This is a genomic window from Maribacter ulvicola (assembly GCF_900155985.1).
Taxonomy (GTDB): domain Bacteria; phylum Bacteroidota; class Bacteroidia; order Flavobacteriales; family Flavobacteriaceae; genus Maribacter; species Maribacter ulvicola.
Map to the genome: position 1 here is coordinate 508,006 of NZ_FTMA01000001.1, position 18,557 is coordinate 526,562.

At 37.7% G+C, this 18,557-nt stretch carries 5 protein-coding genes and 1 tRNA gene; 4 read left to right on the forward strand and 2 right to left on the reverse strand.

Annotation, left to right across the window (positions count from 1 at the left end):
* The first annotated feature begins 795 nt into the window (after nt 1-795).
* From BW936_RS02225 to BW936_RS02240, 4 genes are all read left to right on the forward strand, one after another.
* On the forward strand, nt 796-15,297 hold the full coding sequence (locus BW936_RS02225; protein ID WP_076546688.1) for a T9SS type B sorting domain-containing protein: 14,502 nt from the start codon (nt 796-798) through the stop codon (nt 15,295-15,297).
* A gap of 17 nt (nt 15,298-15,314) precedes the next feature.
* Nucleotides 15,315-16,265 carry a PorP/SprF family type IX secretion system membrane protein gene (locus BW936_RS02230; RefSeq protein ID WP_449405327.1) on the forward strand — a complete coding sequence of 317 codons (951 nt, stop codon included), beginning with the start codon at nt 15,315-15,317 and terminating at the stop codon, nt 16,263-16,265.
* A gap of 44 nt (nt 16,266-16,309) precedes the next feature.
* Complete coding sequence (gene folB, locus BW936_RS02235) at nt 16,310-16,681, forward strand: dihydroneopterin aldolase (protein WP_076546689.1); 372 nt, start codon at nt 16,310-16,312, stop codon at nt 16,679-16,681.
* Nucleotides 16,682-16,768: 87 nt separating this feature from the next.
* A tRNA-Cys gene (locus tag BW936_RS02240) sits at nt 16,769-16,842 on the forward strand.
* 49 nt (nt 16,843-16,891) lie between these two features.
* Here the strand turns inward: BW936_RS02240 and BW936_RS02245 are convergent.
* Both BW936_RS02245 and BW936_RS02250 read right to left on the reverse strand, forming a co-directional pair.
* The gene (locus BW936_RS02245; protein WP_076546690.1) at nt 16,892-17,290 is read right to left on the reverse strand and encodes a DoxX family membrane protein; all 399 of its coding nucleotides are present in this window, start codon (nt 17,288-17,290) and stop codon (nt 16,892-16,894) included.
* 6 nt (nt 17,291-17,296) lie between these two features.
* Entirely contained in the window at nt 17,297-18,457 is a 1,161-nt protein-coding gene (locus BW936_RS02250) for a DNA polymerase III subunit (protein WP_076546691.1), read from the reverse strand.
* Nucleotides 18,458-18,557 lie beyond the last annotated feature (100 nt).

Here is an 18,557-nt window from a genome sequence, read left to right on the forward strand (position 1 = left end):
TGAGCTCATTTGTCAAAAAAATCATGTTGAATGATTCAAATCATTTGTGGAATACGACCAATAGGTTTTAAAGATTGCTTTCTTTCTTTGGTAAAGTGGAGTACCATTTCGCTGCTTTTGCCTTTTCTAATGCCATTAAGACTGTTAAAACACAGAATTATAGGACAACCTAAACAAATAGTCATTTGTTCTTTAGAAAAGCTAATAGAACCTTAAAAACGACAAGGGACTATTAGCGTTAATTTTACTGGTCTAAGATTACAAACATTACAAGTCCTAATTACACCTTTTAAGAACTTTAATTTTAAGACAAAACCAATTTCATTGTTGTTATTAATATGCTTGTGGTAAATTTCATTTTTGTAGATATGAAATCATAATCTAATGGGTTTTGAATGTTTATTTCAAACATCATAACAATTTTTTTATATAAGGATTACAATACAGAAGAATCCTTTTTCATGAGGTGTATAACGCTTTCTTTTTATAAAATATGCTCTTTAAAAATCAAATACTTTTTAGGGAGATTTTTAAACTTTTAAAACGATGCTTTTACATGGTATTGAAAAGATTAAAATAGCAAAATAGTAGGATTGTCTGCTTTTTTGTTAAAATACATTCATTTATCTAAAACTCAAACCCAACCTATTTGCAATTTCACAACAGAAAGGATCGATACTACAACATTAAATTCTTTAGGTAAATAGTATAGTTAATATTTGTTATAGGAGAATTTCGTGTGCAACGATGCGAAATTCATATGGAATAAAGTGAAAGATTCAACAACATTAGAACATGACCGAACCTACTAATTTTTTAGATTTTATCAAATACATTTTTGTTAAGCGAAAACCTTACTCTAAATGTGTATTGTTCATTTTAGTTTGCGCATTAGGTGTACAATCTGTGGTTTCTCAAGTCAAAAATGATTTTGATGTACGGTACGAAGCTGATATTCGAGGAGAACTAACCTTTATTGCGAACAATATTGTGAATAGGCAGACTCCCGCAACAGAGGGTTGGGAATGGGTACTTAGAAATGGCTGGTGGGAATTAGAGTGGGTTACCACACCTAGCATTTCACCAAATGTACCTTATAATGATATTGGTAATTCATCAACTTCAAATGATTCATTTGACATGAATTATATTGATATAGATGGAGATACATCTACGTTCAGCTCAAGTAGTGCTACCCTTACAATACCTAATATTGAATGTGCATTGGTTAGATATGCAGGCTTGTATTGGTCAGCAGTATATACAAATGCCGACAGGAGTAACATTGATGATATTAAATTTAAATTACCGGGCGGCGCTTATCAAGATATTACCAATGCCGAGGAAATTTATGATGGTTTTGGAGATTCGGATTTTGGATATTATTCTCCTTATGTTTATTACAAGGATGTAACCTCTATGGTTGCTGCTTTGCCTAACCCAAATGGGGAATACGTTGTTGCCAACGTACGTGCGGATACTGGAAACGCTATACAGGGAGGGGTCTCTGGAGGATGGAAAATGGTTGTGGTTTATGAAGACCCAAACTTACCTGGGGACAAATTTATTACCACGTTTGATGGCTATGCAGGTATTGCATCTGGCGAACGTGTTGATATTCCAGTAAATGGTTTTACCACTTTGCCAGCGCCATTTCCCGTACAGGCAAATATGGGTGTTGCCGCTTTAGAAGGAGATAACGGTATTTTACGAGATGCGTTACAAATAAATGCTAACGGAACTTTTAGCACATTAGATAATGATCGTGGTGAATTAAATAATTTTTTCAATTCTAGTATTACTATTAATGATGCACAGTTTACGGATAGAGTCCCAAATAGTGTAAACACCCTTGGTTGGGATGTAGATTATTTTAGAATAGATAATGGCGGTACTAGTAATACGGTAATACCAAATGGTGCTACTAGTGCTACCTTAAGAGCTAGCTCTGGTCAAGACAAGTATGATATCTTCTTTGCTTCTTTTGACGTTGATATCATTGCACCAAATATTGTTTTAAAGAAAGTTGTAAGAAGGCATGGTAGTGACCGTAATGATGATAGCGGAATCATTACCGGACAAGGTGTAAACCTAGGTCAAATTATAGACTATGAACTTAATTTTGAAAATATAGGGAATGATGATGGCACGGGGTATACTATAAAAGATATTTTACCTGTCAATGTTGGACCACAGGGTAATCGTAGTTTTTTCAATGCTTCAGATTTTTCATTTCCAGCACCTATATGTGAAGGTATTCCAAGAACTTGTCATGAAATTACATATACCTACGATCCGGCAACAAGGGAGATTATTTTTAATGTTCCAGATGTTTTTGTAAATCAAGATGATGGAGACTATTCTATATTTTTTACGGTACAAGTGGCAGAAGATTGTTTTGATTTTATTGATGCCTGTTCAGATAAAATTGAAAATTTAGCATATGGTACATATTCGGGCGTGCAAAATACCGCAGTGGTTACCGAGGACCCTAGTGTTTCTGATTTTACAGCTTGTGGTTTTACTGTGCCAGGCGCCACCAACTTCCTTTTAGATGATCTTGCTGCTTGTAATTTTGAAAGGACAACAGAGCTTTGTGGTTTAGATACGGAATTAAATGCGGGTAAGGGATTTGATTCTTACGTGTGGTATCGTGATACGGATAATAACGGTGAACTTGATATTGCCATAGATATTGAAATTCATGATGGTGACCCAGACAATGACCCCAGTACACTTACGGTTTCTGAAGTGGGTACGTATATCGTGGATAAAATAGTTGCAGATCCTTGTAAAGGGTTTAAAGAAATTATAACCGTGGTACCGTTTGGTTCTGGATCATCACCGAATCCGATAACGGAATATTTTAATGAAGTAAATAGCGATACGGACCCAAATAATGATATACCCGGTGAAATAGCCCATTGCGTAGATGGTACCGAACTTCCAAAAATCTTTTTATGTGGTATTAACGATTCTCAACCACTTACGGTTAATATAGTTGATGCACAAAGTGTTTCTTGGGAATTGTTGGATGAAGGAAGCTGTGGTGAAAATGCAGAGCCAGGTGAAGATTGTGCCAACAGAGCCCTCACGTGTACATGGTCAGAAGTGGGCACAGGTAGCAACTATACCTTAAGTGCGCCAGGTGAATATAGGTTGTCAGTTATATATAATAACGGTTGTATCAGTCGTTTTTATTTCAAAGGATATCAAAATACGGTAGATTTTGGAGCGCCAACAAAACGAGATATTTTATGTAATACCAATGGTAATATTACTATACCGGCAGGCAATGGTTATGCATTTCAATTGGTGGAAACATTAACTAATAATATTCTTATTCCTTTTAGTGCCAATAATGGTGCTAGTTTCGATTTTGCACCTGGCGAAGGGGGTTCTTATAGAATTGAATATACTCCTGTAGATACTAATGGCGACCCCATTATAGATGCCTGTGTTTACTCCACAGAAGCTATTAGTATTCGTGAAAGAACAATAAGTTATGAGGTAAATGTTACTCCAGAAACTTGTTTTAATTTAGGTACGGTTAACCTTCAAATTTCAAATGCAGATCCATCTTATGCATTTGAGTTAAGAAGAAATGATGGAACCAATAGTGGATTGGGAACCTTAGTAGATAGTCAAAATGGCCATGGAGATAATAACTACACTTTTACAGATGTAAGTGCAGGAAACTATATCGCTTATTTTTCTACAGATGATGGTTGTACCTATAATGAAGAAGTTACCGTTTTAGACGAAAATGATTTAGAATTAACAGCAAGCGTAACGCAACATATCACTTGTGAAGATGGTGTTATTTTGATGGATGCTACAGGCGGAAACCCAGATTATACCTATGCCATTTGGTCCTATGTTGATGAAGGTGGTAATACAGTAATATCATATCCTGATTTTGCAGATATCCCGGCTACTAATTTTCGAAGTAACAATACCTTTAATATTTCTGGTGCGGGAGATTATACGTTTTTGGTTTTAGATGATAGAGGTTGTTATGTAGAATCTAACACGGTGACGATAGAATATCACCCTACTGCAGATTTTGATCCAATAACAGTTGTAGATGTGCTTTGTTTTGGAGAAGCTTCTGGTCGCATTCAATATAATATCGCCAACGCAAACGGGTACGCCCTATCATTTGCTTTGTTCGATGACACAGACCAGCCATTGGCAGACAATAGCACTGGTAATTTTCCAAACCTTGCTATAGGTAATTATAGGGTAGAAATCACCCAAACAATAGGTACCGCTGTTTGTATATCAGAAGAAACATTTACTATAGATGCACCAACGGCCGCTATTAGTGGAGACGCTATTTTGGTTCAAGATTATACGTGTTTACAAGAGGGTATTATTGAGGCGCAAAATGTAGTTGGTGGTACTGCACCTTTTGCTTACAGTATAGATGGAATTAACTTTATTCCGGATACAACGGCAAATGCAAACCGTTTTGAAAACCTAACAGATGGTTCTTATACCATTACTATAAGAGATGCTAACAATTGTACTTTTGCTACAAACCAAATAATAATCGACAGACCAAATCCACCAACGGATTTGACGATAACAGCGTCTCAAATCACCTGTCCTACCGGAACATCGAACTTAACGGTGAATGCTATCAACGGAACAGCGCCATACACTTATTCAATAATTGCGCCTTCTGCAATTGCACCAACGGGCACAACTGGAAACGAAGCTGCTTTTAATGATTTAATTCCTGATACGTACACAGTAAGGGTAACCGATACCGATGGTTGTTTTTATGATGAAAATTATACGATAAATGCCATTAACCCAATATCTGCCAGTGGACAAACGACACAACCAATTAGTTGCTTTGGTGCTGCGGACGGAGTCATCCGTTTTAATGTAAACTTCCAAGTAGGTCAAAACTTTACGTATTCAATTACTGGTCCTTCAGGAGTTGAAAGAACTGGTAGTACTGTAGCTTTAATTGATAATATTGATAATTTAGCGGCCGGTATTTATACTATTGCTATTGTAGATACAGATACCAATTGTACATATACCGCAACTCATGAAGTAGAAGGTCCAGCTTCAGCTATGACCATTTCAAATTTAACCGAAATACAACCTACCTGTATAATTAATGAAGGCAGTGTAAGTGTTCTTGCCACAGGCGGATGGGGAAGTTATATTTATGCATTGAATAATCCAGATAACTCGGTTTTTGGTTCTAATTCTACAGGTTCTTTTACAGGTTTAACACAGTCAGGAACTTATAACGGTACAATTACAGATGCAAACAATTGTAGCATTCCTTTTACTTTTAACATAGATTCAGCAGAGCCACCAATATTAGAAATAACACCTAATCAATATTGTTTTGATGATGCTGTATTACTAACCTTAACCGCAAGTGTATCTTCTGGTGGTGACGGCTCTTATGAATATAGCTTGAACGGTGGTACTTTTAGTAGTAGTAATGTTTTCTCAGATTTGTCTGCAGGAACGTATACTATAGATGTTAGAGATGGAAACAATTGTATAGACACTGATAGTATTACTATAGACCCTGCATTGACGGTAAGTGCGAGTGCAAGTAATATTACCGCATGTGGAACCGATACCGATATAAATATTTCCGCAGCTGGCGGAGATGGTAATTATGTGTACGCGGTAGTTGCTGACGGAGCTACCCCAAATGTAGGTGACTTTGACCCTAATACTACTGTGTCGATTACTGGTACAGGTGTTTATGATGTATATGTTAGAGATAATAATGGTACTACAGATTTCTGTGAATCTTCATATGAGATTACAATAGACCAAGATGACCCATTAGCATTATCTATTTCTAATACAGATATACTTTGTAGTGGTGAGAACCAAGCTATTTTAACGATAGTTGCTTCTGGTGGTGAGGCACCATTTAAGTACAGCATCAACAATGGTACTTCTTATCAATCTCAAAATATATTTAATAATCTTGGTGCAGGTACCTATAACATTCTTGTAAGAGATGTTAATAATTGTGAGGTAGGCCAAGCATATACCATATCGGAGCCTTTTACACTTTCTGCATCTGCCGCCGTAACACATTTAATAGAGTGTAATCCTACTGATGGAGCTGAGGTTAGAATAACAAATGCACAAGGAGGAACGGCACCTTATACCTATAGTTTTGATGGTGGTAGTACATATGATACCAGTGCAATAGGATATTTATTAGCAGGGTCGCATACGGTTTATATTCAAGATGCAAATAATTGTACCTACCCAATGGACGTTACTATAATGCAAGCCCCTACCCCACCAAATGTGGTATTGACACCTGAGGTTGATTATTCTTGTGACGGAACGGGTATAGTAACCATAGCTACAGATAATCCTAGTTTAGATTATACTTATAGTTTAAACGGCACGGCAAACTCACCTGTCAATTCTAATGTGTTTACGAACGTACCAGTAGGCACACATACAATTACCATAGATTATATTAGTAGTATACCACCTGCAAAAAGTGAGTTGTTAAGAGAGGATTTTGGTGTTGGTCCAAACGTCTCTATTCCTCAGATTGATACTGCATACTACTGTTATGAATCTCAAGATGCCTCTTTTGGTACCTGTTCGGATACTAATTTTTATATTAATGATTTAGAGTATAGTGTAACCAGTTCTATTGTTGCTCCTTTTGGTTCATGGGTAAGTCCCGTAGATAATTCAGGTAATCCTAACGGTAGATATTTAGCGGTTAATGTTGGAAATCCCGGTGTAAACACCATTGTTTATAGTAAAACCAATATTGAAATAATACCTAATAGAGATGTTGAGGTAGATTTGGATGTAATCAACTTAGTAAGACAAGGATCTGGATTGATCAGGCCTAATATTTTAGTAGAGATTGTTGATTCTTCTGGTAATGTAATTGATAGTGGTACTACAGGACTTATTGATGAGAATACAGGTGTAAATGATTGGAGAAATATAAGTATTCCACCATTAGATCCTGGTACAAATAGTACAATTGATATTGTAATTAGAACTATTGCTACTGGTACAAGTGGCAATGATGTTGCCATTGATAATATCAAAGCTTTTCAAAGTCCAGAACAATGTTCACAAACTGTTTCCTTGGATGTAACGGTTGAAGCTGGGAATGCTTTTGAAGCGGCACTGATTTCTTCTAAAGATTTGGATTGTAACGGGGACAACTCTGGCTCAATCACGTTTGAAGTTGATAATTATGGTGCAAGCGGATTTGAATATAGCTTAGATAATTTTGCTAGTGTCTTAGGAAGTACCACAGTTTCACCTCAAACAATATCAGGTCTTTCAGCAGGTAGTTATAGGGTGTATGTTAGGGATGCGGCCAGTGCTTTACCGGGTTGTACTACATTTTTTGACCATACTATTAACGAACCAACGCCAGTAGTTGTTAGTGCAAGCCTCACACAAGAGTATACCTGTAATAATGGTGGTGCAGAAATTACCGCTAGTGCCAATGGCGGCACCCCAGGATATGAGTATCAATTAGAAGATAATGGTGGTGCAATTATAACGGCTTACCAAACGGGAACAATATTTAGTGGGTTAACAGCTGGCACATACAATGTTCGTGCTAGAGATACAAATGGCTGTTCAGATTTAAGAGATACGCCAATTGTAATTACAGCTCCAGAAACACCGGCTTTTACCTTACAGGAAACCACTTGCTATAGCGGTAATAATGATGCATCTATTGTTGTAGATGTAACTGCAGGAAATGGAGATTACCAATTTAGAATTAATTCAGGACCTTGGCTTACACCAACGCCAAGCAATGCAATAACCTATACCTTTGCTAATCTTGCAAACGGAACTTATACGATAGATGTAAAGGATGGTTATGGCTGTAATTCTGCTCAACAAAGCATAACCATTGAGCCACAACTACAAGCTTTAATAGATGTCGTAGATTTAAGTAACTGTGCAGATGGTTCTATAACGGTAACGGCTACAGGTGGTGATGGTAATTATGAATATGCCTTTGTGCCAGCGACCAACGATCCTACTGGCTTGTTTGGATTATCAAATTCATACGTGGTAACGCCGGGCAATGAAGGAATTTATGATGTATATGTAAGAGATAATGGCGCTGTTACGCCTTTCTGTGAATATATTGAAACAGTAGAAGTGGATCCAGCTTTAGCATTAACATATACAATAACGGCAACAAATCCAGACTGTCATGATGGTTTTGGGATTATTGAGGTTAATGTCACTTCGGGTGATAATCCGTTTACCATTGAAATTATCGATTTAGACAATGGTGGTGCATCAAATCAGACTTTGACAAATGTGGTAACCTCAACAACTATATTTTACAATCTTTCACCAGGAAATTATACCATTAATGTAAGAGACGTGGATGGTTGTTTGGTTTCTGATAGCCCCATAAACATTGCCAATCCTGATGAATTAACAGCAGATACTGAACCTGTTTTACCTTCTGGATGTGACCCTGACCCAAACCAGTACGGCTTCAAGTTTATTGACTACCCGGCTACTTTAGGGCCTTTGGAATTTAGTGCAAATGGAGGATTAACATGGCAGCTTGGAGATGCGTTCGTAGGTGTGTCTTATGCTTCTGGTACAGAGATAGACCCTGCAATTAGGGTTGTTGGTACTAATTGTCGTATTGATCTGCCAAGATTGACCATACCCTACCCGTTAGATGATCTTAATATAGAACTTACCGCCAATCTTATTAGCTGTAGTGATCTTGAGGTTACCGTGCAAGGAACGGAAGGTTTAGCACCATACCAATATACATACTCTGATGATCCAGCAAATTTTGATCCTTCTACCGCTGTATGGACGGCCCAGACACCGGGAAATCATGTGTATTCGGGGTTAATTCCCGGACGTACTTATGTTTTTTACGTGCGTGACAGTAGTCCTTGTTTAAGACAAAGTAGTGTTAATGTAAATGATATTGTGCCCCCGCCAGTTCAGATAGACGCCTTGGTAACCCCAACATGTGACGGCCTTAACAATGGGCAAATTACTTACACTGTTACAGAAAATACGTTAGGGGAACTAGGAGGTTCTTTTGATTGGGATTTTTATAGATTAGAACCTTCTTTGCCACCAACACTTGTAGATTCGGGTACCATAACTTCATTTACTTCTGGGGATAGTTTTGTAGTACCTACGCCCGCAAATTTACCAGTAGGCGATTATTTTGTGGAAATAAGAGGTTCGGTTCCCAACAATTGTATTATTGGGGGTGAAAATATTCGTGTTAGAGAACTAGATCCAATAACGTACATACCTGCGGTTATAAGAGATATTACTTGTGCCAATGATGGAGTAATACAGATTCAGAACATTCAAGGCGGCGGTGGAACGTATACTTACACACTTAGTAGTAGTAATTTCTCAGCAAACATAGTAACAACGTTGAGCTCCATAGATGTTCCTATGTCTAATGTAATAGATGTTACGGCAACTCCATTTAATGTAAATATTGATGTAACGGACCAGTATGGTTGTACGGTAGTAACCCAGACCGTTTCAATGACTATTTCTCAAAGCCCGTCAATTGATAGTATTTCAATTTCAAATTGTGCAACTCCACTGAGTTTGACGGTAAATGCTTCTGGTGGAACGGGATCATATTTATATTCTATTGATGGAGGCTCTAATTACTTGGATAATGGAGGCATATTTAACAATATAGTCCCAGACAGTTATGATGTATCTATTATTGATGGAAATGGGTGTACAGATACCGATACGGTAGATGTTCATCCTGTTTTAGAGGCCGATGTTAGTCTTACTAAATTATTGGATTGTTCCATTTTACCGGATGCACAGATTACGATTGATGTGAATTTTGGATCTGGTAATTATGATTATGAGATTTCTAATGGATTGGGAACGGTAGTGACAAGGACTAATCTGCCAAGTAACCCATATATCTATAATACCTTAGTGCCAGAAGATTATGTCATTACTATATATGACAATGATACTTCATTGCCAGAATGTAAGAGAGAGTTTACCATAACAGTACCACCGGCCGTAAGGCCAGTAATAGCCATTGATGCTTATGTGGATGCTACTTGTAATGATGCTGATGATGGAACTATAACGGTATCTGCCATAGATAATGGTATAAGCCCCTTCACTTTTGAAATTATTTCAGGACCGGGAAGTAGTGCAACCTTTCCAATTGCGGCAACATCGTCTACCGCTACACGGGCTACGTTTAACGGCTTGGAGGGTGCAGTAACAACTGGAATTACATATACTATCAGGGCAACTGCAGCTAATGGTTGTTTTGAGGACATCACCCAGATCATTTCTGAACCAGACACCATTAATACTATAAATGTATCGGTAATAGAGTTTATGTGCGCTATTGGTAACAATGATAATAATGCTTCTATTACTATTGATGATACCCTTATAAACGGAGGTTCTGGTAACTATGTTAGGTATGAATTTATTGAAGAGGACGACCCCAATACCGTTACGGTAGAGGCGCCAGTCGTTGTTCAGTCAGGATCCAATCTTGTGTATACCGAAACTGATAGTGCTGGTGGAGTTTATACTATCAATGTTTATGACGATAAAGGCTGTGTTGGTAGCACAACCGCAACAATACTTCCTTTTGATGAGATTACCGATGCAGTTGCCAATGTGACCAATACAGTTACTTGTAATCCAATTAGTGATGGAGAATTGACAGTAGTTGTAACTTCAACCTTAAGTGATGCTACTAAGTTTGAATATAGTATTGATAATGGCGTAAACTACCAAACATCCAACATTTTCGGCGGGTTGTCCGTAGGATCGTATACGATTCTTGTGAAGCATTTAGATACAGGTTGTATTGTTTCTGCAACACAAACTCTCGTAGAGCCAAATACATTTACCATAAATGTGGTAAAAACAAGTGATGTTATTTGTTATGGCACCGCAACAGGGGCTGTGAATTTTGCATTAGTTGATGCTACATACCCTGGCGGATTTACGTGGACTATTTATGACACTGAAGGTACGTTAGCAAATACTGGCGACGATACTATTGTTATCTCTGGTACAGAAGCAACTACAAATGGTCCTACAGCAGACATCAGTTTAGAAGCCGGTAGTTATTATGTTTCAATAAGACAAGACAATAACCCATTCTGTACAAATACAGAAGCATTCACTATAAACGGACCAACAGCTGATATCAGTGGTGATACCGTTGTAACTGAAATTACTTGTAACCCTGGTGATGATGGTTCAATTACAATTATCGATGTTGTCGGTGGTTGGGGTGGCTATACATACTATGTAGGTGTAGGTGTTCCTGCAACTGTAGATTTCGTGGCAGGTGCTACTTTCGATTCACTTACAGCTGGAACTTACCAAGCTTGGGCTCGTGACGCTGAAGGTTGTGAGAAATTAATTCAAGATAATATTGTACTTGATGTTCCAGACCCGATAGCGGCAATATTAGAAGTAAACATAGAGAACTGTACAAACTTACAAGGAGAAATTGAAGTTAGTATGCCTACTGGCGGACAAGGAAGTAACTATACCTATCAGTTGAGATTAAACGGTACTGATTTCCGTGCACCACAAAACACGAGAGTATTCACAGGTCTTGGTGCTGGTAGTTATGATGTAAGTATTATAGACCAATGGGGATGTCCATTTATTACTAATGCTGTGGTGCTTTATGAGCAAATGAATATTTCTACGACAGTGGACAAGCCTATAGATTGTACGGTAACTCCAGGCGGGGAAATCACCGTTAATGTTAATGGCGGTTCAACAAACCTTGAGTTTGAAATGACAACTCCATCAGGTAGTGTGCTTACTCAGACAACAGGTGTATTTACCAACTTGATCGAGGCAGGAACATACACTTTTGAGGTTAGAGACTTAGATACAACAAACCCTGTTTGTAGAAGAGAAACGACCCAGACATTAGATGCACCGGTAGCTCCGGTATTATTAGATGCAACTATTATAAACGTAAGTTGCTTTGGGGGCACTAATGGTAGTATTAGGGCTAATATTGACCCAGCTACAGCCGATAACCCTATTTATCAATATGAATTATATGATATTGCTGATTTGGTTAATCCAATTGTTCCGGCTCAAGATGCTCCATTGTTTACAGGTTTAGCGGCAGGAGAATATCAAATACGCGTAATTTCTAGTAGAGGTTGTGATGGCGTTAAAAACGAGACAATCACAGAACCAACAGCTTTAACGATTACTGCAACGGCATCAGAATTTAGTTGTGCGGCAGATAACAGTGTTAACACCGCAACGATAACGGCAACTGCTGGTGCAGGTACCCCACCCTACTTATACAGTATTGATAATAGTATTTTCCAAGCGTCAAATACATTCAATGTTACTGATACTGGAACTGTACAAACCATAGATGTATATGTAAAAGATGCCAATGGCTGTACTACACCTACGACTGCTACAATTCAACCAATAAATACATTTACGGCTACAGTAGCTCAAGATGTTGCAATTTCATGTACAAACGATGAGACAATAACAATTACGGTTGTGGATAATGGTTTGGCACATAACTACGGTTATGAGCTGTTACCAATTGGTAATGCAGCAGCTACATTCGTTAGCGATACGCCAACTTCTGCAACTTACAATTTAAATACTGTAGGCTCCTATGTGTTTAGAGTTACAGATTTAGATACGGGTTGTTATGTAAACACAGCAAGCTACACGGTTGCCCCGTTCGATTTTATCACGGCGACGGCTACACCAGTTTCAGAGGTTACGTGTTTTGGTGATGCAAACGGTAGCCTGGAAATTGATATTGATGGCTATACCGGTAATTATACGTATGAGGTGTTCAATATAGCGGGTATATCTGTTATTCCTGCAACAGCATCAAATACTAGTATTAACCCAAGAGTTATATCAGGGTTATCTGGTGGTAATTACTATGTTACCATTACAGAAACCGATGTTCCTTTCTGTTCTGAAGATACGAACAGTGTGACTATAATTTCACCAGACATTGCATTAAGCGCAGTGGTTACTCCTTTAGCGGAAGTAACATGTACAGATGACCAAGGTGTTATTAGAGTTGCCGTTGAAGGCGGATATAAGCCTTATGATTTGGTAGTAACAAACACTACCACTGGTGATGAATATACAATGGATGATGTTAATGAGGGAATATTTACTGATTTAGCCGCTGGTGATTATACAGTAAGCATTACCGATGATGCCGGATGTATAGTTCACTATACGGAAACATTGTCCCCTGCTGCTCCAATTGTGGCAAATGCTACTCCGCTTGTAACAGATTTGGCTTGTTACGGTGATACGGGAGCTGTGGTTACCGCAAATGTAACCGGTGGCGGTAGCGGTACGTATAGCTATCAGTTGAATTATTATGATGAAACCGGTACTACGATAACCACTACTACGGGGGTACAAACGAATCCTAATTTCAATGATTTAGGTGCAGGTTTCTACAGTATTACCGTTGTTGATGGTTGGAACTGTGATACCACAACAAATACCGTTGAGGTAAGAGAGCCAACTGAAGTACAGGCTAGTTTAATTAGAACAGATGCATTAACATGTGTAGACGGCGCAGAGTTTGAGCTTACGGCAACAGGTGGTAGTGGAACTTATGAATATAGTGTGGATAGCATTAATTTCTTACCAATGACCGGCAACGTAGTTTACTTGCCAGAAACAGGTACGTATTTAGCGGGTAGATACCAATTTTATGTTCGTGATGCGATCAACGGTTGTGAATCTGCAATATCTAATGCTATAACCGAAAGTGAAATTCCACCCTTAGAATTGACCGTGGATACTACGGCAGCGGTACTTAACTGTACTGGCGAAAGTACTGCAATCATTTATGCGACGGCTGATGGCGGATTAGGAAACTACCAGTATGAACTGTTTACAGATAGTTCTTTAAGCGTAACTTCTAGAATTGCCGGTCCTCAACCGCAAGGTGTATTTAGAGATTTAGGTGCAGGTATATATTATGTAACTGTAATTAGTGATGATTGTACCACAGCACCTGAAGAGGTCATAATTATTGAACCAACACCATTGTCATATACTGAAAGCGTAATAGATATTACGTGTGCAGGTGAAAATAATGGTGAGATTACGGTTACACTTTCTGGTGGTGCAGGTGGTTATCAATATGCAATTTCTCCTAACCTAAATCAGTTCTATGATGAAAATACGTTTACGGAATTGGCTCCTGGTGACTATACGATTATTGCACAAGATCAAAATGGTTGTTTTGAATACTTAACGTATACCATCTCTGAACCGGCAAACTTAGCGGTGACGGCAGAAACTACGCCTGAAATTTGCGTGGATAGTCAAGACGGAACTATAATTCTAGATATTACCGGAGGAACAGCGCCATACAGTACAGCATTGAACTCTAATGATGACGCAGACTTTGTATTGAACAGAAGGGAATTCTTGAATATGGCCGCAGGAAATTATTTAATCATGATCAAGGATGCTAACGGTTGTGAAACCAATATTGTAGTGGATATTGAAACTGGGGTAAACCTTAATGCTACCGTGGTGCCTGTATATGAATGTTCAACCGATACACCAGATAATTTCGTGAACATTACCCTAGATGACGATACTGTTATAGGTGATGTACTCTATGCCATTGATTCTGTTGATCCGTCCGATTTGCAATTGAATCCTGATTTTAGAAATACGGCTCCGGGTAACCATTATATTACTATTGTGCATTCTAATGGATGTTTACAGACTGTGGACTTCGTTATAGAAGATTTTCAACCATTGACCCTCGCTTTAGAGCAAAATAACATGAACGAGATAACTGCAATTGTAGCAGGTGGTAGAAAAGATTATACGTATTATTTTGATGGAATTGATAATGGAGATGACAACACTTTCTATATTTCTAGAACAGATACTTATGAAGTACGTGTTGTTGATGAGAACGGATGCTCTACCATTGCAAACATATTTATGGAGTTCATAGACATTGAAGTGCCTGATTTCTTTACCCCTGACGGTGATGGAAAAAACGATTTATGGATACCTAGAAATATTGAACAATACCCAGAAATACTAATAAAAATATTTGATCGTTATGGTAGAGTGGTTTCCGAACAATCCGTTGATTCTGAAGGATGGGACGGAACATACTTGGACAACGAATTGCCAACCGGAGACTACTGGTATGTAGTGAAGCTGAACGGCGATCGAGATGAAAGAGAATTTGTTGGACACTTTACTTTATACCGTTAAAAACTTAACCTAAAATGATGATGCGGAACAGTCTATTGACCCTAGTATTATTTATAAGCATATTTTCCTTAAAAGGTCAGGAACTTACAATACCTCAATTATCTCAATATCTTGCCGATAACCCCTTTGTTATGTCCCCAACATACGCTGGTATCGGTGATCATGTTAAAATAAGACTTAATGGTCTTACACAATGGGTAGGTATTAAAGATGCACCCGATACCCAATCTCTTGCAGCAGATATGCGAATAGGTGAAAAATCCGGTATTGGTATGTTATTATATAATGACAGTAATGGAGAAACAAAGCAACAAGGAGCTAGATTTTCATTTGCCCACCATTTAACTTTAGATCGTTATGATGATGAGTTTTTATCCTTTGGGATCTCTTATAATTTTAACCAGTTTAGAATTGATAACACAAACCCTGATTTAGTAGCCGATCCTGCTTATGTAGGTGATAAAGCTACTACCAACCATAACTTTGATATTGGTGCCTTATACAGGTATGACAAGTTTTATTTTAGTATAAACGCATCTAATGTCCTAGATAAAGACTTAAGTAACTTTAACGCCTTATATGAGCCTAATAGACTAAGAAACTATTACGTATATACGGGTTATAGGTATATGAAGAAAAGAACCAGTAAGATGGAGATCGAACCTTCTGTGTTGTTTCAATTGTTTGAGAGTGACGGGCGATCTGTTACAGATTTAAACCTGAAATTCAGATTTTACGATTTTGAAGATTACTTCTATGCAGGTGTCAACTATCGTTTCTTGAACGATCAAATTGGTAATCCGCTGTATATAGCTCCTATTGCAGGTTTAAAGAAAAGTAATTTTTACTTCGGATATTCTTATCAAGTAATTCTTAACGAACTTCTTGGGTATAGTTCCGGTACGCATGTAATCACCTTAGGGGTTGATCTATTTCAAGGTATCAGTAATTGTCGTTGTACGTATTAATGCTATTTGGAGATTCATTAAATTTGCTCTCCAGAAAATAGATAATGGGAAAAGTACAATTAGAGAATATAAAAGCATATGCCCACCACGGGTGTTTGCCTCAAGAAACCAATATTGGAAGTGATTATTTGGTCAACGTTTCTGTAGATACCAATTTATTGATCGCCTCAGTTTCAGATGAATTAAAAGATACTGTTGATTATGTTCATATCAATAGAATTGTAAAGCAAGAAATGGCAACCCCTTCTAAACTGTTAGAGCATGTTGCCAAAAGAATAATAGATAGAATATTTATAGAGCTTCCAACGGTAGATACAGCTATGGTTTCCGTTTCTAAGATCAATCCGCCAATAAACGGTGATGTGGAAAAGGTAACGGTCTCATTACATTTACAACGGGGAGAATCTGTTCAGTAATCCACCATACCTTAAATAAATATAAATTCTTAGCGGTTAATGCAGCTTAAATTAGGAATATTGTTTATTTTTGCTCTCGCTAAAAATGGCATCGTGGCCGAGTGGCTAGGCACAGCTCTGCAAAAGCTTGTACAGCGGTTCGAATCCGCTCGATGCCTCCAAGACCCTCCTTATTAGGAGGGTTTTTTGTTTTCAATATTTTTCTATTCCTTAAGCTTGAAGTAGAAACACAAGAAGAATGGTCGGTATAAAGTATACGGCTATCGTTTTAGCACCTTCATAATCCTTGGCAAGTCGCTGTCCAAACAATAGCATAAGTAATGTTATAGCAGACAAAACTGCCCCATATAGCGCAATATTAGTTTCACCGGTACTTAATAGCTGATATATCCCTACTGCACTTAATAAACCGGCAACAACTTCGGTAACCAAAATAATACCCACCAATAGCGGAACTATGTTTTTAAAAGGGGTTTTAGAAAAGTGTTCTTTTAGCCAAGAGATATTACCGTTCCAATCGGTAATTTTATCCAAACCGCTTTGTAAAAAGGTGATGATTAAAAATAAAAGCAATAAGATTTCAGTAGCGTTGTTCAATAGTGTATTCATGGAGGTTTATTTAAGTTCAGACTTTTTTCTATGAAGAAGCCTAGTTAGTTTAATTGAAAGATCCGTAAAAATAATTTTAGAATTTCCATTTCTTTCTACATGGTAAATAGCATCTTCTAACTCTTTGGTGATGTCTATAATGTTGTTTTCATGAACAAACGGTGCAAATTTCTTCAATTGAAAACCTTCTGCATGTATTTTAAGATAAGCAAGTTCTTCTGCACCATAATTGACCATTAACGCCTGTCTCATAACGGTAATACAGTAGCTTAGAAAGTTCTTCTGTGTTTCTCTTCCAGTTTTTGCAACCTCTTCGCTCCACAATAACAATTCGTGAATGGCAGCCTTATTGCCTTTTGCCTTAAAAGCTGTACGAACCCATTGCACAAACCAATTTTCAAAAACCAGATCTTCAGAATCCTTATTTAAAAGATCTAATGCCTTGTTATAATTACCATTTGCTTCATGAGCCAGAAGCATGGCTTCTGCCTTGCTAGCTCCTTTTTCGCTTAATGCGGTTGCTATGGCATCTTCTGCCAGTGGGGGAAAATGAACAACCTGACATCTAGACTTAATGGTTTGTATAATTTGCTCTTCGTCTTCACAAAGGAGTAAAAAGATTGTTTTATCTGGCGGTTCTTCAATGAGTTTTAATAATTTATTGGAAGCAGCAGTATTCATCTTTTCCGCCATCCAAATTAGCATGACCTTATAACCGCCCTCATAAGATTTTAAGGATAATTTTTTTACGATATCCTGTGCTTCATCAACACCTATTTGCCCCTGTTTCTTTTCAATTTCTATGTGACGATACCAATCAAAAAGATTTCCGTAGGGTTGTGCTGTTATGAACTCACGCCATTCTTTCATGTAGTGGTTACTTACGGCGTGAGATTTTACCTTGTCAGAATTTGAAACCGGAAATGCAAAATGAACATCTGGGTGGGCAAATGACTTAAATTTTATATTACAAGCTTCATTACCTCCATTATTCTCTGCATTTGTATTTTGACAGATAATATATTGGGCATAAGCCAATGCCATAGGCAAAAGACCACAGCCTTCTGGACCAACAAATAACTGTGCATGTGGTATTCTACCGGCATCGGCACTAGAAGACAAGTGTTTTTTAATATGAGAAAGTCCTAAAATATCATTGAATAACATAGATTCAAATATAGTTGTTTAAAGCACAACAAATTTAATGGTATTGACGGTAAATTATCCTATTTAGCACTTTATCACAAGCCATTTAATCTTTACATTT

What these genes read in the sequence shown, in the direction of transcription:
- BW936_RS02250 (WP_076546691.1), bottom strand. Translation starts at nt 18,457, where the DNA reads ATGTTATTCAATGATATTTTAGGACTTTCTCATATTAAAAAACACTTG.
- folB (WP_076546689.1), top strand. Translation starts at nt 16,310, where the DNA reads ATGGGAAAAGTACAATTAGAGAATATAAAAGCATATGCCCACCACGGG.
- BW936_RS02230 (WP_449405327.1), top strand. Translation starts at nt 15,315, where the DNA reads ATGATGCGGAACAGTCTATTGACCCTAGTATTATTTATAAGCATATTT.
- BW936_RS02225 (WP_076546688.1), top strand. Translation starts at nt 796, where the DNA reads ATGACCGAACCTACTAATTTTTTAGATTTTATCAAATACATTTTTGTT.
- BW936_RS02245 (WP_076546690.1), bottom strand. Translation starts at nt 17,290, where the DNA reads ATGAATACACTATTGAACAACGCTACTGAAATCTTATTGCTTTTATTT.